Raw genomic sequence first — 21,023 nt, 5'->3', positions numbered from 1 at the left:
GGTATTGTAAGGCCTACCGTATTTTTGTTTAACAGAGTCCGCACATGTATTCGCTTTCCGATTTCGATTTTAACTTGCCGCAAGAGCGTATTGCGCAATTTCCGCTGCCAGATCGCAGCGCTTCCCGTCTGCTGCACCTGGACGGCGAGCAGATCATCGACCGTCAGTTCGCTGACATCGTCAATCTGCTGCAAGCCGGCGACCTGCTGGTGATGAACAATACCCGCGTGCTGAAGGCGCGTTTCTTCGGCACCAAGGAGAGCGGCGGCAAGGTGGAGGCATTGGTCGAGCGCGTGCTGGACAACCGCACCGTGCTGGCACAGGTGCGCGCCTCGCGCTCGCCGCTGGCCGGCACCAAGATGCGCCTGGCCGATGCCTTCGACGTTACCGTCGGTGAGCGCGCCGGCGAGTTCTTCACGCTGCACTTCGATGCCGACGTGTTCGACCTGATCGAAGCGCACGGCCGCCTGCCGCTGCCGCCGTACATCGAGCACGATGCGGATTCGTTCGACGAAACCCGTTACCAGACCGTGTTCAACAAGGTGCCGGGCGCCGTCGCCGCGCCGACCGCCGGCCTGCACTTCGACGAGAAGCTGCTGGAACAGCTGAAGGCCAAGGGCGTCAACTTCGCCTACGTCACGCTGCACGTGGGCGCCGGCACCTTCCAGCCGGTGCGTCACGAGAAGCTGTCGGACCACCAGATGCACACCGAGTGGTACACCATGCCGCAGGAAACCGTGGACGCCGTGCGCGCCACGCGCGCCGCCGGGCGCGACGTGGTGGCGGTCGGCACCACCAGCCTGCGCGCGCTGGAGTCGGCCTCGCAAAGCGGGCAGCTGGAGGCGGGCAGCGCGGACACGGCGCTGTTCATCACGCCGGGCTACCGGTTCAAGACGGTGACCCGTCTGATCACCAATTTCCACCTGCCGAAATCGACGCTGCTGATGCTGGTGTCGGCCTTCGCCGGGTTTGAAGAGATCCGCAAGGCCTACGCCCACGCGATCGCCAATGAATACCGCTTCTTCAGCTATGGCGACGCCATGCTGCTGACGACGCAGAACAAGGAATAACAATGCTGGAATTTAAACTGCACAAGACCGACACCACCGGCGTGACCAAGGCCCGCCGCGGCGAGGTGAAACTGAACCACGGCGTGGTCCAGACCCCGATCTTCATGCCGGTCGGCACCTATGGTTCGGTCAAGGCGATGTCGCCGCTGGAGCTGAAGGAAATCAATGCGCAGATCATCCTGGGCAACACCTTCCACCTGTGGCTGCGTCCGGGCAACGACGTCATGGCCAAGTTCGGCGGCCTGCACGACTTCATGGGCTGGGACAAGCCGATCCTGACCGACTCCGGCGGTTTCCAGGTGTTTTCGCTGGGCGCGATGCGCAAGATCACCGAGGAAGGCGTGCACTTCAACTCGCCGATCAACGGCGACAAGCTGTTCCTGTCGCCGGAAGTGTCGATGCAGATCCAGCGCGTGCTCAATTCCGACATCGTCATGCAGTTCGACGAATGCACGCCTTACGAAATCGACAACCGTCCGGCCACGCTGGACGAAGCCGCCAAGTCGATGCGCATGTCGCTGCGCTGGGCGCAACGTTCGCACGACGAATTCCACCGCGGCGAGAACCCGAACGCGCTGTTCGGCATCGTCCAGGGCGGCATGTTCGAGAACCTGCGCGATGAGTCGCTGGCCGGCCTGGAAGAAATCGACTTCCCCGGCCTGGCCATCGGCGGCCTGTCGGTCGGCGAGCCGAAGGAAGACATGATGCGCATCCTGCAACACGTCGGCCCGAAACTGCCGGCCAACAAGCCGCACTATCTGATGGGCGTCGGCACGCCGGAAGACCTGGTGGCTGGCGTGTCCAACGGCGTCGATATGTTCGACTGCGTGATGCCGACCCGGAATGCCCGCAACGGCTGGATCTTCACCCGCTACGGCGACATCAAGATCAAGAACGCCCGTTATAAAGATGACAAGGAGCCGTATGACCCGACCTGCTCTTGCTACGCTTGCAAGAACTTCTCGCGCGCCTACCATCACCATCTGAACCGTACCCAGGAAATCCTCGGCGCGCGCCTGAACACCATTCACAATCTGCACTATTACCTGGACATCATGCAGCAGATGCGTGACGCCCTGGACGCCGACCGCTTCCCGGCGTGGGTGCAGCAATTCCACGCGGATCGCGCACGCGGGGTGTAAAAGTCCTGACGCCGTGCGGCCAGTGCTAGAATACAGCGCTGTTTTTTAAACTATAGATATCGGAGTCACCTGTGTTCCTCATTTCCAACGCGTATGCCCAATCCAATCCTCTCGAAGCCCTCGGCGGCGGCGGCTTCCTGGGCCAGTATGGCTTCCTGATTCTGATGTTCGTGGCGATGTACTTCCTGATGATCCGTCCTCAGCAGAAGCGCGCCAAGGAACAAAAGGCCATGATGGAAGCGCTGGCCAAGGGCAATGAAGTCGTGACCGCCGGCGGCGTGCTGGGCAAGATCACCAAGATCTCCGACGCTTACGTGACCCTGGAAATCTCCAGCGGCGCCGAACTGGTGGTGCAAAAGAACTCGATCACGATGGTGCTGCCAAACGGCACGCTGAAGAGCCTGTAATTCCCACTGGCCCGCGCCCGCGCGGGCCTTTTGACGTCTACATTGAACGTTAGAGCTATATGAATCGTTATCCAGTCTGGAAATACATCCTTATCGCGGTCGCGATCCTGTTGGGCGCGCTGTACACCGCGCCGAACTTCTTCGGCCAGTCGCCGGCGGTGCAGGTCACCAGCGGCAAGTCGACAGTCAAGATGACCTCGGACATGACGGCCAAGGTCGCGGACGTGCTGAACAAAGCCGGCATCGCCAACAACGGCCTGACCTATGACGGCAGCGGCGCCTACACTTCGGTGCGCGTGCGCTTCGCCACGCCGGACATCCAGTTCCAGGCCAAGTCGGTGCTGGAAAAGGGCCTGAACGCCGATCCTGAAGACCCAACCTACCTGGTGGCGCTGAATCTGCAGGAAGATACGCCGAAATGGATGCAAAGCCTGCACGCGCTGCCGATGTACCTCGGCCTCGATCTGCGCGGCGGTGTGCACTTCCTGATGCAGGTCGACACCAAGGCCGTGCTGGCCAAGCGCGTGCAGGGCATGCAGGCGCTGGCCCGTGCCGCGCTGCGCGACAAGAACGTGCGCCACGCCGGCATCGACCGCGTGGGCGACACCATCGAAGTCAAGTTCCGCGACGACGCCACGCGCCAGAAAGCCAAGGATGTGCTGGCCGGCCAGCTGGCCGACGTGGCGTTTGTGGACGCAGGCGAAGGCAGCGATCTGAAAACGGTGGTGAGCCTGAAACCGGCCGCGCTGAAGCAGACCGTCGATGACGGCGTCAAGCAGAACATCTCCACCCTGTCCAAGCGCGTCAACGAGCTGGGCGTGGCGGAACCGGTGATCCAGCAGCAAGGCCCAGACCGCATCGTGGTCCAGCTGCCGGGCGTGCAGGACGTGGCGCGCGCGCGCGCCGTGATCGGCCGCACCGCCACGCTGGAAGTGCGCATGGTCGACGAATCGATCACGCCGGGCACCGAACTGTCGGCGGCAATTCCGTTCAACTCGGAGCTGTTCACGGTGGGTAAAGGCGTGCCGGTGGTATTGACCAAGGACGTGGTGCTGACTGGCGATTACATCTCCAGCGCCGTGGCCAGCCTCGACTCGAACAACCAGCCAGCGGTCGGCATCGACCTGAACGGCGACGGCGGCCGCCGCATGCGCGACGCCACCCGCGAGCGCGTCGGCAAGAAAATGGCCATCGTGCTGTTCGAAAAAGGCAAGCCGGAAGTGCTGTCGGTCGCCACCATCCAGAGTGAGCTGGGCAGCCGCTTCCAGATCACCGGCATGGGCAATGCCGAGAACTCGGCCGAGCTGGCGCTGCTGCTGCGCTCCGGCGCGCTGTCGGCGCCGATGGACATCATCGAAGAACGCACCATCGGCCCTGCGCTGGGCGCGGAGAACGTCAACAAGGGTCTGCATTCGACCATGTACGGCTTCGCGGCCATCGCGATCTTCATGGTGGTCTACTACATGATGTTCGGCTTCTTCAGCGTGTTCGCGCTGGCGTGCAACCTGTTGCTGCTGGTGGCGCTGCTGTCGCTGATGCAGGCGACCTTGACCCTGCCGGGCATGGCCGCTATCGCGCTGGCGCTGGGTATGGCGATTGACTCCAACGTGCTGATCAACGAGCGTATCCGTGAAGAGCTGCGTTCCGGCGCCTCGCCGCAGCAGGCGATCGCCGCCGGCTTCGACCGCGCCTGGGCCACCATCATCGACTCCAACGTCACCACGCTGATCGTCGGTGTGGCGCTGTGGGTGTTTGGTTCCGGTCCGATCCGCGGCTTCGCCGTGGTGCACACGCTGGGCATTCTGACGTCGATGTTCTCCGCCGTGTTCATCTCGCGTGGCGTGGTGAACCTCTGGTATGGCCGCAAGAAGAAGCTGCAATCCGTCGCTATCGGTACCGTCTGGGTACCGGGCCAGAAATAAATCAGGGGCATCGAACATGGAATTTTTCCGCATTAAAAAAGACATCCCGTTCATGCGCCACGCGCTGGTGTTCAACGTCGTTTCGGCGTTGACCTTCGTCGCGGCCGTGTTCTTCCTGCTGCACCGTGGCCTGCACTTCTCGGTGGAGTTCACCGGCGGCACCGTGATGGAGCTGAAATACCAGCAGGCGGCCAATCTGGAACGCATCCGCCACACGCTGGAAACCATCGGCTACGAACAGCCTGAAGCCACCGGCTTCGGCACCGCCCACGACGTGATGCTGCGTCTGCCGGTGGTGAAGAACGTCAGCTCGAAGGATGCTTCGGCACTGGTGTACGACGCGCTGTGCAAGGCCGAAAGCGGCGCCATGAAGCAGATCGACACCGTGACCGCCAAGGGCGAGCACGTGGTCAAGCAGGCTTGTTCGGATACCGCCGGTGCTGAACTGGTGTCGCTGCAGAAGGTGGAATTCGTCGGCCCGCAGGTCGGCGACGAGCTGGCGCAGAATGGTTTGAACGCGCTGGTGATGGTGATTATCGGCGTGATGATCTACCTGGCCGTGCGCTTCGAGTGGAAATTCGCGGTGGCGGCGATCATCGCCAACTTGCACGACGTGGTCATCATTCTTGGCTTCTTCGCCTTCTTCCAGTGGGAGTTCTCGCTGACGGTGCTGGCCGGCGTGCTGGCGGTGCTGGGCTACTCGGTGAATGAATCGGTGGTTATCTTCGACCGTATCCGCGAAAACTTCCGCAAGCAGCGCAAGGCGTCGGTGCATGAAGTGATCGACAACGCGATCACCTCGACCATCTCGCGTACCATCATCACCCACGGCTGTACGCAGATGATGGTGCTGTCGATGCTGTTCCTGGGCGGTCCGACGTTGCATTACTTCGCGATGGCGCTGACCATCGGTATCTGCTTCGGTATCTATTCGTCGGTGTTCGTGGCTGCCGCAGTGGCCATGTGGCTGGGTGTGAAGCGTGAAGACCTGATCAAGCCGATCAAGGAAAAAGACGAAACCGACGGCGCGGTGGTTTAAGTCTCCCAAAAATCCCTCCACCCGGAGGGATTTTTTTTTAGGGGTACAACTGGAAAGCACCCCTAACGAAAGGGTCAGACCCCGTACGGGGTCTGCCCCTGGCCGCAGCGGTGTGCGGGTTTCACGGGTGCCGCAGGCTTTCAAAGCTCATGCAACGTCAACCCCGTCGCGCTGGTGCGCTGTAATGAGGCGGCTGGATGGGCCAATCGGGTGCAGTGCGGATGCCACGCCCGTAGCGGCTGCTGGCATGGGGCTTGCATGTTTATCTACTCTCGGAGGAGGAAAGCATGCAAGCCACTTTACAGAAGACGCTGGGCACATTTCAACTATGGGGTATCGCTGTCGGACTGGTGATCTCGGGCGAGTATTTCGGCTGGAGTTATGGCTGGGCCTCGGCCGGCACGCTGGGCTTCACCATCACGGCGCTGTTCATCGCCGCCATGTACACGGCGTTCATTTTCAGCTTTACCGAGCTGACGACTTCCATTCCGCACGCCGGCGGACCGTTCGCCTACAGCAAGCGCGCCTTCGGGCCGCTGGGCGGTTACCTGGCCGGCGCGGCAACCTTGATCGAATTCGTGTTTGCGCCGCCGGCGATCGCGCTGGCCATCGGCGCCTATCTCAATGTGCAGTTCCCGCAGATCGAGCCGAAGACGGCGGCGGTGGGCGCTTACCTGGTCTTCATGACGCTGAATATCCTCGGTGTGCAGATCGCCGCCACCTTTGAATTGCTGGTGACGCTGCTGGCGATCTTCGAACTGCTGGTGTTCATGGGCGTGGTGTCGCCGGGATTCTCGGTGGCGCATTTCGTCAAGGGCGGCTGGGCCGGTCAGGACGCGTTCAGCATGGCCGCCATTCCCGGCATGTTCGCGGCGATTCCGTTTGCGATCTGGTTCTTCCTGGCGATCGAGGGCGTGGCGATGGCGGCGGAGGAGGCGCGCGATCCGCGGCGCTCGGTGCCGATCGCCTACATCGCCGGCATCGTCACCCTGGTGCTGCTGGCGCTGGGCGTCATGGTGTTTGCCGGCGGCGCCGGCGACTGGACCAAGCTGGCCAACATCAACGATCCACTGCCGCAGGCGATGAAGCTGATCGTCGGCGAGAACAGCGGCTGGCTGCACATGCTGGTGTGGCTAGGCTTGTTCGGTCTGATCGCTTCTTTTCACGGCATCATTCTTGGCTATTCGCGGCAGATTTATGCGCTGGCGCGCGAGGCGTATCTGCCGGAGTATTTCGCCAAAATTCACCCGCGCTTCAAGACGCCGCACCGCGCCATCCTCGCCGGCGGCGTGATCGGCATCGCCGCCATCTACAGCGATGAGCTGATCAAACTGGGAGGGCAGACGCTGACGGCCAACATCGTCACCATGTCGGTGTTCGGTGCGATCACCATGTACATCATCAGCATGCTGGCGCTGTTCAGGCTGCGCCGCGCGGAGCCGGAGATGGCGCGGCCGTTCCGTGCGCCGTGTTATCCGCTGTTTCCGGCCATCGCACTGGTGGGCGCGGTGGTCTGCCTGGCCACCATGATCTATTACAATTGGCTGATCTTCTGTGTGTTTGTGGTGTTTCTGTTGCTGGGCTACGGCTGCTTCCTGGCGACCGCGCCGCAACGTCAGCGAAAGGGCAGCGATGGGGTACTCGCACCAGGTCGGCAGTAAGACGTATCAGTTTCGCGATCTGAAGGATTTGATGGCGAAGGCAACGCCTGCGCGCTCGGGGGATTATCTGGCCGGCGTGGCGGCCGGCAGCGCGGAGGAGCGGGTGGCGGCGCAGATGGCGCTGGCCGAGCTGCCGCTGCGCGTTTTCCTCAGCGAGGCGCTGATTCCATATGAGCAGGACGAGGTGACGCGGCTGATTGTCGATACGCATGATGCGGCGGCGTTCGCGCGCGTGGCGCATCTGACGGTGGGCGATTTCCGCAACTGGCTGCTCAGCGATGCGGCCGATGGCGCGGCGCTGACCGCGCTGGCGCCGGGCGTTACGCCGGAGATGGCTGCGGCGGTGTCCAAGATCATGCGGGTGCAGGATCTGGTGCTGGTGGCGCGCAAGTGCGAGGTGGTTGCGCGCTTCCGCAATACCATCGGCCTGATGGGGCGCATGTCGACGCGCTTGCAGCCGAATCATCCTACCGATGATGCAAGCGGCATCGCGGCCAGTGTGCTCGATGGTCTGCTGTATGGCAGCGGCGATGCGGTCATCGGCATCAATCCGGCCACGGACAATGTGCCGCAGGTGATCAATCTTGTTTCCATGCTGGATGAGATCATTGCGCGGTATGCGATTCCGACGCAGTCCTGCGTGCTGACGCATGTGACCAATACCATCGCCGCCATCGAGCGCGGTGCGCCGGCGGATCTGGTGTTCCAGTCGATTGCCGGCACCGAGGCGGCCAATGCAAGCTTTGGCGTGACGCTGTCGTTGCTGGACGAGGCGCGGCAGGCGGCGCTATCGCTCGGGCGCGGTACGGTCGGCAGCAATGTGATGTATTTCGAGACGGGGCAGGGCAGTGCGCTGTCGGCCAATGCGCATCATGGCGTGGATCAGCAGACGTGCGAGGCGCGCGCGTATGCGGTGGCGCGGCGCTTCCAGCCGTTGCTGGTGAATTCGGTGGTGGGCTTTATCGGGCCGGAGTATCTGTATGACGGCAAGCAGATTTTGCGCGCGGGGCTGGAGGATCATTTCTGCGCCAAGCTGCTTGGTTTGCCGATGGGCTGCGATGTCTGCTACACCAATCATGCGGAGGCGGATCAGGATGATATGGATGTGCTGCTGACGATGCTCGGTGCGGCCGGCTGCACGTTTGTGATGGGCGTGCCGGGATCGGATGACATCATGCTCAATTATCAGAGTACGTCGTTTCATGATGCGCTGTATGTGCGTCGGGCGTTGGGATTGAAGCCGGCGCCGGAGTTTGAGGCCTGGCTGCGGACCATGGGCATCGTTACGGGCGACGCGCGGTTTACGTTGGCGGATGCTTTGCCAGCGGCTTTCAACAAGGTGCTGTTGCATGGATAAGCTGGTGACTGTGAATCCGTGGGCGGAGCTGCGGCGGTTGACGGCGGCGCGGATTGCGCTGGGACGCAGCGGCGTCAGTCAGCCGACGGCGCCGCAGCTGGAGTTTCAACTTGCCCACGCGCGTGCGCGTGATGCGGTGCACCTGGCGCTTGACGTTGCGGCGCTTGGCGAAGCATTGAGCGTCGCGAGCGGCTTGCCATGTGTGAGCCTGCACAGCGCCGCGCCGGACCGCCACACCTACCTCCAGCGCCCCGACCTGGGCCGCCAGCTCAACGCCGCATCGCGTGACACGCTGGCCTCCACCGCCACCGCGACCGCGACCGCGACCGCGCCTCCCGCCGCTAGCGCCGCTGCCGGCGCTACTGCCACCACGGTCGAGCCGCGCAGCACCACCCCTGCTGCGTCTGCCGGCGCGTCCGGCGCCGCGCGCTATGATCTTGCGCTGGTGGTCGCGGATGGCCTGTCGGCGCTGGCGATCGAGCAGAACGCTGCGCCGTTCATTCGTGCGTTGATGGCGCGCCTTTCGGAAGAGCAGTGGCGCCTCGCGCCGATCGCCATCGTCCAGCAAGGCCGCGTGGCCATCGGCGACGACATCGCCCACCTGCTGCACGCACAAGCCGTGGTGGTGCTGATCGGCGAACGCCCCGGCCTTAGTTCCCCCGACAGCATGGGCCTCTACCTCACCTGGGCGCCGCGCCCCGGCCTGACAGACGCCAGCCGCAACTGCATCTCCAACGTCCGTCCCGAGGGCTTGACCTGGGAGGCCGCAGCGTTCAAGCTGCACTACCTGCTGTCCGAGTCGCGCCGCCGCCAATTGTCCGGCGTCGCGTTGAAGGACGAAACCGCGAGCGAGAGCGCCAACCTGGAGGCGCCACGGCGCAATTTCCTGTTGGAGTGAGACCGCAATGAGCCGCACCGGCCGCCTTTTCATGCTGATGGACGCCATGCGCGGCTATCGCCGTCCCGTTACCGCCGCCCGCCTGGCCGAACAACTGGGCGTCTCCGAACGCACCATCTACCGCGACATCCAGACCCTGGCCAGCCTCGGCGCGCCGCTGCAAGGCGAAGCGGGCGTCGGCTACATGCTGAAGACCGGCTTCTTCCTGCCGCCATTGATGTTCGACGCCGACGAACTGGAAGCGCTGGTGCTCGGCGCGCGCTGGGTGCGCCGCCAGGGCGATGAAGCGCTGGCCGCCGCCGCCAACAACGCCCTCGCCAAGATCGCCACCGCTACGCCAAAAGACCTGCGCGACGACATGGCCGAAACCAGCCTGTGGGCGCCTATCGGTGAAGTGAGTCACGCCAGCGACATCCATGTGCGCCCGGTGCGCGAAGCGATCCGCTACCAGCACCGGCTGCGCATGTCCTACTGCGACGAACACGGCGCGCCATCCGAACGCATCGTATGGCCGTTCGCGCTGGCCTTCCTGGAAGGCCGCCGTCTGCTGGCCGCATGGTGCGAACTGCGCGCGGCGTTCCGCCATTTCCGCATCGACCGCATCGCGGCGGTGGAGTCGCTGCAGGAGCGCTATCCGACCCGCCGCCACGACCTGCTGAAAGCCTGGCGCACCGAGAACAACTACCGCGAAGACTACTGACAAAAACTGTCGCGCCGCAGCGCTACGATGAAGTCCTCAACCCACTCATCGGAGACTGCAATGCGCTTGTACCACCACTCGATTTCCACCTGCTCCCGCCGCGTGATGATGGCCGCCCTGCACATGGGCACGCCGCTGGAACTGACCGAGGTGAACCTGATGAGTCCGGAAGACCGCCGCCGTCTGGTCGCCATCAATCCCAACAGCAAACTGCCGGTGCTGCAGGACGGCGAGTTCACGCTGTGGGAATCCTGCGCCATCATGCAATACCTGGCCGACCGCACCCACGGCCAGGATCTGTATCCCGACAACATCCTGATCCGCGCCGACATCAACCGCTGGATGATGTGGGGCGTGCAGCACTTCGCGCCGCCGATCAGCACCTTGTGCTACGAGAACATCTGGAAAGGCATGAGCGGACGCGGCGGTCCCGATGCGGCGGAAATCGACCGCGCCGGCCGGCTGATCGCGCAGTTCGCCGCCGTGCTGGAGCAGCACCTGGCCGGCCGCGACTGGGTGGTTTGCGACACGCTCACCCTGGCGGACCTGGCGCTGGCGCCGTCACTGACTTACATCCAGCAAGCCAAGCTGCCGGTGACCCAGTTTCCCAAGCTGATGGCGTGGCTGGGCCGGGTATCGCAACTCGACGCATGGAAACAAACTATGCCGATCTGGTAATTGCAAGATGCATACGCTTATGTGAACTAGCGCACAGAGCGGGAGGGCAAGGCGGGGTATTCTGGACTCGTCTCCTCTGGAGGAGATCCCTAGTTTTGGACTTTGCCCGCTGCCCAGCGGGCTTTTTTTTACAGCATCAACACCGCGTACAGCGACTGCACTTCCTCCGCCGATTCGGTCATGATGGCGTGCAGCGTGCCTTCGCCGACCACGAAATCGATGGTGCGTGCGCCTTGCAGCGTGGTGGCGCCGGGGCGCTGGTACAGCGGCGAATGCACCGGCGACAGGTCGTTGGCCAGCAGCAGCGTGTCGCCCAGCGTTTCCGGCGGCAGCGCGCGCAAACCTATCCACATCGATTCGATCGCCTTGAACACGCCGTCCGGCACGCTCAGGTGCGTCATGACGCCGCGGCCGATTTCGATCTCGCCGTGCTCGACCCAGTCCTCCGGTTCGCCCTCCATCACCTCCGGATAGTCGCCGGCGCAGGACAGCATGTAGAAACCGGCCACCTCGTGCATGATGCCGGCAAACAGCGCCGTATCCGGATCGACATGGGTAACGCGCCGGGCGATCACCTGCGACAGCGCCGCCACGTGCGCGGTGTGCTCCCACAGCTGGTTGATCTTGGCCGCCAGCGACGGCTCGGTGACCTGGCTGCCGATCTGGCGCACGATCAGCGCCGCCACCAGCGATTGCAGCGTGCGCACGCCAAGGCGTTGCACGGCCGCGCGCACGCTGGAAATTTCAGTACCGGAACGGTTGTAGGCGACCGAGTTGGCGATGGCGACGCTGCGCGCCGCCAGCAACGGGTCCGCCTGGATCAGCCTGGCGGCTGACTCAATATGGCAGTCGGGATCGTTCAGCGCCTGCTGCAGGCGCAGCGAGGCGTTGACGTTGGCCGGGAACGTGAGTTCGCCCCGGCTCGCTTGAGCAGCAATAGTCTTGAAGGCGTCGAGTCGGTCCATTGCAAAAAATTATACTCGGAATGTTGCCTTGTGGCACTTTTCCAGAAAATACTTTTTGCGGCGTCTTTTTCAGCCCACAGGCGCTGTTACTGCTCGCTGAAGATGGCGTCGCAGCCTTCCACCGGTTCGTCGGTGTCTTGCAGCTCATCGCTTAGGCCCAGGTCGAACAGTTCTTCGACCGCGTTCATGAAGCTGTTGTGGGTGGAGGCGCCGATCAGGCGGTAGATCTCGCCGTCGTCGTTGCGCACGCCGACGATCAGCGCTTCCTGGCGCACTTCGTCAGCCGGGGCGACGTCCAGCAGCAGGTTGCCGATGATGTGCTTGTCGAATTTGGCAGGCTTTTTGCCTTCCAGCAGAGAGGTTTTCAAATCTGTTTCCTTGGTTTTTTAATCGCAGTCGCGGGTGGACGGGCTTTCCGTCTGACCAGCCATGATCACATTTTTAAGCTCGGACAGGGTTTTTTCAAGCCGGGCGAAGTCGTCGTCGGAAAAATCGGCGAAGACCTTGCCGCTGTTGCCGATGACCTCGGGGAACACGGTGCAGAATGTCCGCTCGCCCTCCTTGGTCAGCCGCACAAAGAAAGAACGCTTGTCGCAATCGTTGCGCTGACGTTCCACCAGGCCTTTTTGCTCCAGCCGTTCGATCACGCCGGTCAGGGTGCCCTTGGTGATCAGTGTCTTGTCGCCCAGTTCTTTATAGGACATGCCGGGCGTATTGCCCAGCGTGGCGATAATATCGAACTGCGCGTGCGTCAGGCCGCTCCGGCGCACGTATTCGCCGGAGAGCCGTTCATAGCCTTGCATGCATTCCGCCAGTAGCCGGATGCTTTTCAAGAATCGTTCACCCATAGGCCATGATTATAGCCGCTTCGCATCCGGCTTTCCGGCGGGGTACACTATGCCAAACTACAATATCGATAAGAATCTCCATGCCTGTACACCTGCGCGGCGTTGCCGCCCTGCTGATTGTGACCCTGGTCTGGGGCACGACGTTCCCCGCGATGAAGGATATGACCGGCTATCTGTCGGCCAGCTGGATCGTGCTGTGCCGCTTTGCGCTGGCCAGCGTGCTGCTGTTGCCGTTCCTGTGGCGGGCCCGCTGGCGCGACCTGCGCTGGGGCGTGCTGGCCGGCGTAGTGTTGTTCCTGTGCTACGTGTTTCAGATCGAGGGACTGGCGCTGACCAGTTCCAACCGCAACGCCTTCATCACCGGCCTGAACGTGCTGGTGCCGCCGCTGCTGGGCGTGGCGCTGGGGGCGCGGCTGGAGCGGCGCATCCTGGTGGCCTTGCTGCTGGCGCTGGCCGGCCTGTTCGCCTTGTGCTGGGAAGGCAGCTTCAGCTGGGGACGCGGCGACACGCTGGCGTTGCTGTGCGCGCTGTTCTTCGGCCTGTACGTGAAGATCATGGAGGCCACCACCCGCAAGGTGGAAAAGCTGATGGCGCTGACCGCCTCGCAGATCGTCACCGTGGCGGCCTGCGCGGCGGCCTGGCTGCTGATCACCGAGGTGCCGCTGGGCCTGGCCGAGCGCAGCCAGGATCTGCCCAACTACATCGCCTATGTCGCCAAGGGGCTGGAGATGTATAGCGTCAACCTGATCTATCTGGGCGTGGTCGCCACCGCCGGCATCATTTCGCTGCAAACCTGGGGCCAAAGCCACAGCAGCGCCAACGAGGCGGCGGTGATCTACGCCTTCGAGCCGGGATGTGCGGCCATCTTCGCGTATTTCTGGCTCGGCGAGACGCTGGCGTGGAACGGTCTGCTCGGCGCGGCGCTGTTGATCTCGGGTATGATCGTGAGCCAATGGAATACCGAGCGTCCCGCTACGGCCCTGGCGCCGGAGTAGCCCGATGTCTTTTGTTTCCTTATCCAGCCTCGCCCAGCAGCAGCCTTTGCGCATGCTGCTGGTCAACGCCGGCGAGGCGGATTCCATCACCTGGGCCGGTCTGGTGCAGCCGCTGCGGCTGGCCGCCGCGCAACTGGGCCGCGACGTGCTGCAACTGGAGACCATGACGCCGGCGCAGGTGGTGCTGGCGCAGCCGGGCTGGCATCTGGCGCTGCTGGTGGCCGACGAGCAACAGGCGCCGCTGCCGCCCGAGCAGGCGCGCGCCGTCATCGAGCGCTGCCGTTCGGCGCAGTACTGGGGTGGCGTCGGCGCCGGCGTGCTGTGGCTGGCCAGCGCCGGGCTGATGGCGGGCGTGCGCATCGCGCTGCCGTGGGCGCTGTACGCCGATACCGAGGACATCACCGAACGCGCCATCCTGACCCCGCACCTGTTCGAGCTGGACGGCCGCCACCTGAGCTGCTGCGGCGGCGCCGCGTCGATCGACTTCGCGCTGACGCTGATCGAGATGCTGTTCGGCGCCACCGTGCAGGCCGGCGTCAAGGAAACGCTGTGCATCGAGCGCGTGCGCGGGCCGGAGGAGCGCCAGCGTGTGGCCCTGCAGGCGCGCTTCGGCGCCTTGCAGCCGCGCTTGTCGGAAGCGGTGACCTTGATGGAGACCAATATCGAGGAACCGCTGTCCACCGACGACATCGCCAACCTGGTCGGCCTGTCGCGGCGCCAGCTGGAGCGCTTGTTCAAGCAATACCTGGGCAGCCTGCCGTCCCGTTACTATCTGGAATTGCGGTTGCAGCGAGCGCGCCAGCTCTTGCTGGATACCAATCATTCCATCGTGCAGGTAGGCCTGATGTGCGGCTTTTCCTCCGGTTCGCACTTCTCCACCGCCTTCGGCGCCCTGTTCGGCAACACGCCGCGCGAGGAGCGCCAGCGCAAGTTGATGCTTCCTTGATAATTTTACTTTGCGGCCAAAAGTAAAAATTCTTGTCGCCATTTGAAAAGAACTTTAGCATCCCGCTTTTTATAATGGGTCCTCGCGGCGCTGTGCCGCACCGTACCCACAATTGATAGGGAATGCCATGAACGCCAAAGATACGACCGTAACCACCCGTCCTGTGACTCGTCAGACTTTTGATGAAGTCCTGGTGCCTACTTATGCACCGGCAGCGATGGTTCCGGTCCGAGGCGCGGGCCTGGACCTGTGGGACCAGGCCGGCAAGCACTATCTGGATTTCACCTCCGGCATCGCCGTGGCCGCACTGGGCCATTGCAACCCGATCATCGTCGAGGCGCTGACCCGCCAGGCCAACACCCTGTGGCACCTGGGCAACGGCTATACCAACGAGCCGGTGTTGCGCCTGGGCCTGGCCCTGACCGAAGCGACCTTCGCCGACCGCGCCTTCTTCTGCAACTCCGGTGCTGAAGCCAACGAAGCGGCGCTGAAGCTGGCCCGTAAATATGCGCACACCAAGTTCGGCGCACATAAGTCGCGCATCATCTCGTGCTACCAGTCGTTCCACGGCCGCACGCTGTTCACCGTGTCGGTGGGCGGCCAGTCGAAGTACACCGAAGGCTTCGAGCCGCTGCCACCGTCGATCGACCACATCACCTACAACGACATCGAGTCGGCCCGCGCCGCCATCGGCGACGACGTCTGCGCCGTGATCGTTGAGCCGCTGCAAGGTGAAGGCGGCGTGGTGCCGGGCGACAAAGCTTTCCTGCAAGAGCTGCGCGACCTGTGCAACAAAACCGGCGCCCTGCTGATCTTCGACGAAGTGCAATCGGGCATGGGCCGCACCGGTGACCTGTTCCACTACATGAGCTATGGCATCACCCCGGACATCCTGACCTCGGCCAAGGCGCTGGGCAACGGCTTCCCGATCGCCGCCATGCTGACCACCCATGAACTGGCCGCCACGCTGAGCGTCGGCTCGCACGGCACCACCTACGGCGGCAATCCGCTGGCCACCACCGTGGCGCTGGCCGTGCTGGAAACCATCAACCAGCCGGCCTTCCTGGCGCGCGTGAAGGAAGCCGGCAACAAGCTGCGTTCGACCATGGAGAAGCTGGTGGCCGATTACCCGCAGGTGTTCACGCAGGTGCGCGGCGCCGGCCTGCTGCTGGGCATCGTGGTGACCGACGCGTGGAAAGGCCGCTCGAAGGATATCCAGAAGGCCGCTGAAGCCAACGGCATGATGGTGCTGATCGCCGGCATGGACGTGGTGCGCCTGGCGCCTGCGCTGATCGTCTCCGACGAGCAGATCGCCGAAGCCGACCGCATCCTGCGCCTGTCGCTGGATGGCCTGCTGAAAGCGGCGTAAGCAGCACCCTGGCGGCGGACTGGTTCCGCCGCTTACTTTTCGGCCCTGCGTGTTTTGCGCGCCGGGGCCGTTTGCATTCTCTAAGGAGTTCCCATGTATGTAGTCCGTCCGGTCGAACTTGCGGATATCGCAGCCCTTGAGGCGCTGGCCGCGGTGCCCATGCCGGGAGTGCATACCCTGCCCAAGACGCGCGAGAAAATCCGCGCAATGGTCGAACTGTCGATCGCCTCCTTCGCCGCGCATGTCGACATCCCGAGCGAAGAGGGCTACCTGCTGGTGCTGGAGTCGGACGACAAGCAGATCGTCGGCACCGCCGCCATGTTTGCCGCCGCCGGCTCCAACGGCACCTATTTCTCCTTCCGCAACGACGTGATCCAGCAGGTCTCGCGCGACCTGAATATCAGCCACAGCGTACACGCGCTGACGCTGTGCTCCGAGTTGACCGGCTATTCGCAGCTATCCAGCTTCTACGTCGGCGACCGCGAACACGGCACGCCGGAAGCCGCGCTGCTGTCGCGTGCGCGCCTGATGCTGGCGGTGCTGGCGCCGCATCGCTTTTCGGAGCGCTTCTTCGTGCCGCTGGCCGGCGTCACCGACAGCGAAGGCGGTTCGCCATTCTGGGATGCGCTGGGCCGCAAATTCTTCCAGATGGATTTCCTCGACGCCGAACGCACCATCGGCGGCGCGCGCAACCGCACGCTGATCGTCGAGCTGATGCCGCACTATCCGGTCTACGTGCCGCTGCTGCCGGGCGACGCGCAGGCGGCCATGGGCCAGATCCATCCATCCGGCGAACTGGCTTTCAACCTGCTGACCGCCGAAGGCTTCGAAGCCGACGACTACATCGACATCTTCGACGGCGGCCCGATTCTGCAGGCGCACAAGAATTCGCTGCGTACCTTTACCGGCGCGCTGCAACGTCGCGTTTCCACCTCGGTGGAAACGCCCGACCGCGGCCGCGAGCCGCAGCTGCGCTACGCCGTTTCGTCCGGTTCCGAACATGACTTCCGCGCCGTCATCACGCACTGCCCGGCGCTGGATTCGCAACTCAGCGTGGCGCTGTCCGTAGAGGTACAGGAAGCGCTCCATATCGCCGAAGGCGATACCGTCATCTGCGTCAGAATATAAGAAGAACGGACCACCTATGCTAGTAGTACGCGCTATCCAAGCCGAAGACCTCGACGCCCTGTATGTGATGGCCACGCAGGTGGGCAGCGGCATGACCACGCTCAAGCCGGACATGAAGATGATGGGCGACCGCCTGAACATCGCCGTCGCCTCGTTCGCCGAAACCATCCCGCCCGAACAGCGCGACTACATGTTCGTGATGGAGGACACCGACAGCGGCCGCCTGGCCGGCGTGTGCGCCATCAAGGGATCGGTGGGCCTGACCGAGCCGTTTTACAACTACCGCATCGGCACGCTGGTGCACTCCAGCCGCGAGCTGGATGTGTTCACGCGCATGGACACGCTGTACCTGTCGAACGACCTGACCGGCAGCACGGAACTGTGCTCGCTGTTCCTGCATCCGGACTACCGGACCGGCAACAACGGCAAGCTGCTGTCCAAGTGCCGCTTCCTGTTCATCGCGCAGTTCCCGCACCTGTTCACCGAAAAGCTGATCGCCGAAATGCGCGGCTACCAGGAAGAGAATGGCCGCTCGCCGTTCTACGAAGGCCTGGGGCGTCACTTCTTCAAGATGGACTTCGACCACGTCGACGCCCTGACCGCCGTCGGCAAGAAGTCCTTCATCGCCGAACTGATGCCGCGCCAGCCGCTGTACGTGGCCTACCTGCCGGACGACGCGCAGGAAGTGATCGGCAAGGTGCACACGTCGACCGCGCCGGCGCGCCGCCTGCTCGAGCAGGAAGGCATGTACTTCGAAGGGTACGTCGATATCTTCGACGCCGGCCCGGTGCTGCAGGCGCGCGTGTCCGAGCTGCGCGCCATGCGCGACAGCACGCTGTCCGACATCGGTCCTGCGACCGACTGGGATTCCGCCTGCGCGCCGGAGACGGTGGCCACCGAACCAATGCTGGTGTCGAACACCACGCTGAAAGATTTCCGCATGATTTTGTCGCAGGCGGTGCCGGTCAACGGCACGGTCGCCTTGCCGGAGGCTGAACAACAACTCCTGCATTGCCGCACCGGCGACACCGTGCGCACCTTGACTCTCAATCCGAGGAAGAACCATGGCTAATTCAACGCCCAACATCAGCAACTTCATCAACGGCGAATGGCTTGCCGGCAGCGGGGCGGAGCTGGTCACCATCAATCCGGCCACCGGCAAGCAGACCTGGTCCAGCAACGAATCGACCGCGCTGGATGTGGCGCAGGCCACCACCGCCGCCCGCGCCGCGTTCGATGCGTGGGCATTGGCGCCGCTGGAGCAGCGCATCGCCGTCTGCACCCGCTTCCGCGACCTGCTCAAGCAGGATGCCGAGGAGCTGGCGCTGCTGATCGCCGAGGAAGTGGGCAAGCCGCTGTGGGAAGCACGCACCGAAGTGACCACCATGGCCAACAAGATCGATATCTCGGTACAGGCCTATGGCGCGCGCACCGGTGAGTCGCACAACAAGGTCGCCGATGGCGAAGCGGTGCTGCGTCACCGTCCGCATGGCGTGTTCGGCGTATTCGGTCCGTACAACTTCCCCGGCCATCTGCCGAACGGCCATATCGTGCCGGCGCTGATCGCCGGGAACACGGTGGTGTTCAAGCCTAGCGAATACGCACCGCGTACCGCCATCAAGACCGTGCGGCTGTGGGAGCAGGCTGGCCTGCCGTATGGCGTGCTCAATCTGGTCAACGGCGGCCGCGAAACCGGCGTCGCGCTGGGCCAGAGCAAGCTGCTGGACGGCGTGCTGTTCACCGGCAGCTGCCAGACCGGCACCGCGCTGCATAAACAGTTCGGCGGCCAGCCGGGCAAGATGCTGGCGCTGGAAATGGGCGGTAACAATCCGCTGGTGATCTGGGATGCGAAGGAAGTCGACGCGGCCGTGTTCATGGCGGTATCGTCGGCCTTCATCTCGGCCGGCCAGCGCTGCACCTGCGCGCGCCGCCTGATCCTGCCGACCGGCGCCGCCGGCGATGCGATCGTCGCGCGCCTGGTCGATGTGGCCAGCCGCCTGACCGTCGGCCCTTCGGACGCCGAACCGGCGCCATTCATGGGCCCCGTGGTGTCGGCAGCGGTCGCCAAACGCCTGGTGCAGGCGCAGGCCGATATGGTGGCGCGCGGCGGCAAGCTGCTGCTGGAGATGAAGCACCTGGATGCCAACAGCGGCTTCGTCTCGGCCGGCATCGTCGATGTCACGGACGCCAAGGGCATTCCGGACGAGGAGTGGTTTGGCCCGCTGCTGCAAATTGTTCGCGTGGCCGATTTCGACAGCGCCATCGACGCCGCCAATAACACCTCGTTCGGCCTGGCCTCTGCGCTGATCTCGAACGACGAAAACCTGTGGAAGATTTTCCAGGTGCGCGCCCGCGCGGGCATCGTCAACTGGAACCGCCCGACCACCGGTGCCGCCAGCAGCGCGCCGTTCGGCGGCGTGGGCCAGTCGGGCAATCATCGTCCAAGCGCTTACTACGCGGCGGACTACTGCGCCTATCCGGTCGCATCGATTGAAAACAACGTACTCGAAATGCCTGCGAAGCTGTCGCCGGGCATGCACTTCTAAGGGCCGCATCCATGTCAGCACGCGAATTCAACTTCGACGGTCTCGTCGGCCCATCGCACAACTACGCCGGCCTGTCCTTCGGTAATGTGGCGTCGTTCAGCAACGTCAAGAGCGCATCCAATCCCAAGCTGGCCGCGCTGCAAGGCCTGGCCAAGATGCGCGCGCTGGCGGCACGCGGCTTCGGCCAGGCGCTGCTGCCGCCGCAGGACCGTCCGAATTTCCGCCTGTTGCGCAGCATCGGCTTTACCGGCACGGATGCCGAGGTGCTGGCCAAGGCTGCGAAAGAATCGCCGGTGATCCTGGCGTGCGCCTGGTCGGCGTCGCCGATGTGGACCGCGAATGCGGCCACTGTCAGCCCATCGGCCGACAGCGCGGACGGCCGCCTGCACTTCACCGCCGCTAATCTGAACAACAAGCTGCACCGCGCTTTCGAGCATGAACAATCGTCCCGCGCGTTGCGCGCCATCTTCAAGGACGCGAAGCACTTCGCCGTGCACGATGCGCTGCCTGGCACGCCGGCTTTCGGCGATGAAGGCGCGGCCAATCACACGCGTTTGTGCAAGGACCACGGCAGCGCCGGCGTCGAGATGTTCGTCTACGGCCGCACCGAGTTCGACGCCTCCGCAAGCGCGCCGAAAAAATACCCGGCGCGCCAGACCTTGGAAGCATCGCAAGCCGTGGCCCGACTGCACGGCCTGTCGGCCGAACGCACCGTCTACATCCAGCAGAACCCCGACGTCATCGACCAGGGCGTGTTCCACAACGACGTGATCGCGGTAGGTAATGCCAATACCCTGTTCTACCACGAACAGGCGTTCGCCGACGAAGCCGGTGCGCTCGATCAGCTGCGCCGCGCGATGGCCGGTGTGGGCGCGGATCTGAACGCGATCCGCGTCGATACCGCCAAGGTGCCGGTGGCCGATGCGGTGGCGAGTTATCTGTTCAACAGCCAGCTGCTGAGCAAGGACAATGGCAAGATGGCACTGGTGATTCCGCAGGAATGCCAGGAAGTCGCATCCGTGGCATCCTATCTGGATGGCCTGGTGGCCGGCGGCAGCGTGATTGATGAGCTGATCCACTTCGACCTGCGCCAGTCGATGCGCAACGGCGGTGGCCCGGCGTGCCTGCGCCTGCGCGTGGCGCTGACCGATGCCGAAGCGGCGGCCATGCACCAGGGCGTGGTGATGACCGAGGCGCTGTATCACACGCTGGTGGCGTGGGTGGAAAAGCACTATCGCGACCGCCTGGAACCTGCCGATTTGGCAGACCCGCAACTGGCAATAGAAGTGCATAATGCGCTGGAAGAGTTGAGCAGCATTCTGGGCCTGCCGGGACTCTACGATTAACTAACC

At 63.7% G+C, this 21,023-nt stretch carries 20 protein-coding genes; 17 read left to right on the top strand and 3 right to left on the bottom strand.

Annotation, left to right across the window (positions count from 1 at the left end; translation table 11 throughout):
* Positions 1 to 44: 44 nt before the first annotated feature.
* The 10 genes from queA to GJ695_RS17020 all read left to right on the top strand — a co-directional run bounded on the left by queA (position 45) and on the right by GJ695_RS17020 (position 10,874).
* Positions 45 to 1,070: a tRNA preQ1(34) S-adenosylmethionine ribosyltransferase-isomerase QueA gene (queA, locus tag GJ695_RS17065; RefSeq protein ID WP_154366758.1), complete on the top strand. Its 1,026-nt coding sequence runs from the start codon at positions 45 to 47 to the stop codon at positions 1,068 to 1,070.
* 2 nt (positions 1,071 to 1,072) lie between these two features.
* The gene (gene tgt / locus GJ695_RS17060) at positions 1,073 to 2,212 is read left to right on the top strand and encodes a tRNA guanosine(34) transglycosylase Tgt (RefSeq protein ID WP_154360230.1); all 1,140 of its coding nucleotides are present in this window, start codon (positions 1,073 to 1,075) and stop codon (positions 2,210 to 2,212) included.
* 71 nt (positions 2,213 to 2,283) lie between these two features.
* Positions 2,284 to 2,619, top strand: coding sequence for a preprotein translocase subunit YajC (yajC, locus tag GJ695_RS17055; RefSeq protein WP_166455268.1), 336 nt, complete (start codon positions 2,284 to 2,286; stop codon positions 2,617 to 2,619).
* A gap of 59 nt (positions 2,620 to 2,678) precedes the next feature.
* Complete coding sequence (gene secD / locus GJ695_RS17050) at positions 2,679 to 4,541, top strand: protein translocase subunit SecD (RefSeq protein WP_154366756.1); 1,863 nt, start codon at positions 2,679 to 2,681, stop codon at positions 4,539 to 4,541.
* A 16-nt stretch (positions 4,542 to 4,557) separates the two neighbouring features.
* The gene (gene secF, locus GJ695_RS17045) at positions 4,558 to 5,580 is read left to right on the top strand and encodes a protein translocase subunit SecF (protein WP_154360228.1); all 1,023 of its coding nucleotides are present in this window, start codon (positions 4,558 to 4,560) and stop codon (positions 5,578 to 5,580) included.
* Between the two features lie 287 nt (positions 5,581 to 5,867).
* Complete coding sequence (gene eat, locus GJ695_RS17040; RefSeq protein WP_154366754.1) at positions 5,868 to 7,241, top strand: ethanolamine permease; 1,374 nt, start codon at positions 5,868 to 5,870, stop codon at positions 7,239 to 7,241.
* The gene (locus GJ695_RS17035; protein ID WP_154366752.1) at positions 7,213 to 8,598 is read left to right on the top strand and encodes an ethanolamine ammonia-lyase subunit EutB; all 1,386 of its coding nucleotides are present in this window, start codon (positions 7,213 to 7,215) and stop codon (positions 8,596 to 8,598) included. Before eat ends, GJ695_RS17035 begins: the two co-directional genes overlap by 29 nt.
* Positions 8,555 to 9,496, top strand: a complete 942-nt coding sequence (locus GJ695_RS17030; RefSeq protein WP_229260574.1) for an ethanolamine ammonia-lyase subunit EutC — start codon at positions 8,555 to 8,557, stop codon at positions 9,494 to 9,496. Before GJ695_RS17035 ends, GJ695_RS17030 begins: the two co-directional genes overlap by 44 nt.
* A gap of 7 nt (positions 9,497 to 9,503) precedes the next feature.
* Positions 9,504 to 10,196, top strand: coding sequence for a helix-turn-helix transcriptional regulator (locus tag GJ695_RS17025; RefSeq protein WP_166454934.1), 693 nt, complete (start codon positions 9,504 to 9,506; stop codon positions 10,194 to 10,196).
* Between the two features lie 60 nt (positions 10,197 to 10,256).
* A complete protein-coding gene (locus GJ695_RS17020; RefSeq protein ID WP_154366748.1) occupies positions 10,257 to 10,874 on the top strand; it encodes a glutathione S-transferase family protein in 618 nt (205 codons plus the stop codon).
* Between the two features lie 128 nt (positions 10,875 to 11,002).
* On the opposite strand, the gene GJ695_RS17015 is transcribed toward GJ695_RS17020, so the two are convergent.
* The 3 genes from GJ695_RS17015 to GJ695_RS17005 all read right to left on the bottom strand — a co-directional run bounded on the left by GJ695_RS17015 (position 11,003) and on the right by GJ695_RS17005 (position 12,642).
* Entirely contained in the window at positions 11,003 to 11,839 is an 837-nt protein-coding gene (locus GJ695_RS17015; protein ID WP_154366746.1) for an HDOD domain-containing protein, read from the bottom strand.
* 86 nt (positions 11,840 to 11,925) lie between these two features.
* Positions 11,926 to 12,207 carry a hypothetical protein gene (locus tag GJ695_RS17010; protein ID WP_154360223.1) on the bottom strand — a complete coding sequence of 94 codons (282 nt, stop codon included), beginning with the start codon at positions 12,205 to 12,207 and terminating at the stop codon, positions 11,926 to 11,928.
* Positions 12,208 to 12,225: 18 nt separating this feature from the next.
* Positions 12,226 to 12,642, bottom strand: a complete 417-nt coding sequence (locus tag GJ695_RS17005; protein ID WP_229260573.1) for a MarR family winged helix-turn-helix transcriptional regulator — start codon at positions 12,640 to 12,642, stop codon at positions 12,226 to 12,228.
* 125 nt (positions 12,643 to 12,767) lie between these two features.
* On the opposite strand from GJ695_RS17005, the gene GJ695_RS17000 reads away from it, so the two are divergent.
* From GJ695_RS17000 to astB, 7 genes are all read left to right on the top strand, one after another.
* On the top strand, positions 12,768 to 13,682 hold the full coding sequence (locus GJ695_RS17000) for a DMT family transporter (RefSeq protein WP_154366742.1): 915 nt from the start codon (positions 12,768 to 12,770) through the stop codon (positions 13,680 to 13,682).
* 4 nt (positions 13,683 to 13,686) lie between these two features.
* Entirely contained in the window at positions 13,687 to 14,628 is a 942-nt protein-coding gene (locus GJ695_RS16995) for a GlxA family transcriptional regulator (RefSeq protein WP_154366739.1), read from the top strand.
* Between the two features lie 127 nt (positions 14,629 to 14,755).
* Positions 14,756 to 15,997, top strand: a complete 1,242-nt coding sequence (locus tag GJ695_RS16990; RefSeq protein WP_154366737.1) for an acetylornithine/succinyldiaminopimelate transaminase — start codon at positions 14,756 to 14,758, stop codon at positions 15,995 to 15,997.
* A gap of 93 nt (positions 15,998 to 16,090) precedes the next feature.
* A complete protein-coding gene (locus GJ695_RS16985) occupies positions 16,091 to 17,125 on the top strand; it encodes an arginine N-succinyltransferase (RefSeq protein WP_154366735.1) in 1,035 nt (344 codons plus the stop codon).
* A 16-nt stretch (positions 17,126 to 17,141) separates the two neighbouring features.
* Positions 17,142 to 18,197 (top strand): arginine N-succinyltransferase, encoded by a 1,056-nt coding sequence (gene astA, locus GJ695_RS16980; RefSeq protein WP_154360217.1) that lies wholly within the window; start codon positions 17,142 to 17,144, stop codon positions 18,195 to 18,197.
* On the top strand, positions 18,190 to 19,671 hold the full coding sequence (gene astD, locus GJ695_RS16975) for a succinylglutamate-semialdehyde dehydrogenase (protein WP_154366733.1): 1,482 nt from the start codon (positions 18,190 to 18,192) through the stop codon (positions 19,669 to 19,671). The genes astA and astD overlap by 8 nt, the downstream gene beginning before the upstream one ends.
* A gap of 11 nt (positions 19,672 to 19,682) precedes the next feature.
* Positions 19,683 to 21,017 carry an N-succinylarginine dihydrolase gene (astB, locus tag GJ695_RS16970; RefSeq protein WP_154366731.1) on the top strand — a complete coding sequence of 445 codons (1,335 nt, stop codon included), beginning with the start codon at positions 19,683 to 19,685 and terminating at the stop codon, positions 21,015 to 21,017.
* Positions 21,018 to 21,023 lie beyond the last annotated feature (6 nt).

The sequence above is a fragment of the Duganella alba genome, from assembly GCF_009674495.1.
GTDB classification, from domain to species: Bacteria; Pseudomonadota; Gammaproteobacteria; order Burkholderiales; family Burkholderiaceae_D; genus Rugamonas; species Rugamonas alba.
This window is presented reverse-complemented; position numbering and strand designations above follow the sequence as displayed.

Excerpts from the sequence above, each read along its gene's own strand:
- queA (WP_154366758.1), top strand. The coding sequence starts at position 45 with ATGTATTCGCTTTCCGATTTCGATTTTAACTTGCCGCAAGAGCGTATT.
- tgt (WP_154360230.1), top strand. The coding sequence starts at position 1,073 with ATGCTGGAATTTAAACTGCACAAGACCGACACCACCGGCGTGACCAAG.
- secD (WP_154366756.1), top strand. The coding sequence starts at position 2,679 with ATGAATCGTTATCCAGTCTGGAAATACATCCTTATCGCGGTCGCGATC.
- secF (WP_154360228.1), top strand. The coding sequence starts at position 4,558 with ATGGAATTTTTCCGCATTAAAAAAGACATCCCGTTCATGCGCCACGCG.
- eat (WP_154366754.1), top strand. The coding sequence starts at position 5,868 with ATGCAAGCCACTTTACAGAAGACGCTGGGCACATTTCAACTATGGGGT.
- GJ695_RS17035 (WP_154366752.1), top strand. The coding sequence starts at position 7,213 with ATGGGGTACTCGCACCAGGTCGGCAGTAAGACGTATCAGTTTCGCGAT.
- GJ695_RS17030 (WP_229260574.1), top strand. The coding sequence starts at position 8,555 with ATGCTTTGCCAGCGGCTTTCAACAAGGTGCTGTTGCATGGATAAGCTG.
- GJ695_RS17025 (WP_166454934.1), top strand. The coding sequence starts at position 9,504 with ATGAGCCGCACCGGCCGCCTTTTCATGCTGATGGACGCCATGCGCGGC.
- GJ695_RS17020 (WP_154366748.1), top strand. The coding sequence starts at position 10,257 with ATGCGCTTGTACCACCACTCGATTTCCACCTGCTCCCGCCGCGTGATG.
- GJ695_RS17015 (WP_154366746.1), bottom strand. The coding sequence starts at position 11,839 with ATGGACCGACTCGACGCCTTCAAGACTATTGCTGCTCAAGCGAGCCGG.
- GJ695_RS17005 (WP_229260573.1), bottom strand. The coding sequence starts at position 12,642 with ATGCAAGGCTATGAACGGCTCTCCGGCGAATACGTGCGCCGGAGCGGC.
- GJ695_RS17000 (WP_154366742.1), top strand. The coding sequence starts at position 12,768 with ATGCCTGTACACCTGCGCGGCGTTGCCGCCCTGCTGATTGTGACCCTG.
- GJ695_RS16995 (WP_154366739.1), top strand. The coding sequence starts at position 13,687 with ATGTCTTTTGTTTCCTTATCCAGCCTCGCCCAGCAGCAGCCTTTGCGC.
- GJ695_RS16990 (WP_154366737.1), top strand. The coding sequence starts at position 14,756 with ATGAACGCCAAAGATACGACCGTAACCACCCGTCCTGTGACTCGTCAG.
- GJ695_RS16985 (WP_154366735.1), top strand. The coding sequence starts at position 16,091 with ATGTATGTAGTCCGTCCGGTCGAACTTGCGGATATCGCAGCCCTTGAG.
- astA (WP_154360217.1), top strand. The coding sequence starts at position 17,142 with ATGCTAGTAGTACGCGCTATCCAAGCCGAAGACCTCGACGCCCTGTAT.
- astD (WP_154366733.1), top strand. The coding sequence starts at position 18,190 with ATGGCTAATTCAACGCCCAACATCAGCAACTTCATCAACGGCGAATGG.
- astB (WP_154366731.1), top strand. The coding sequence starts at position 19,683 with ATGTCAGCACGCGAATTCAACTTCGACGGTCTCGTCGGCCCATCGCAC.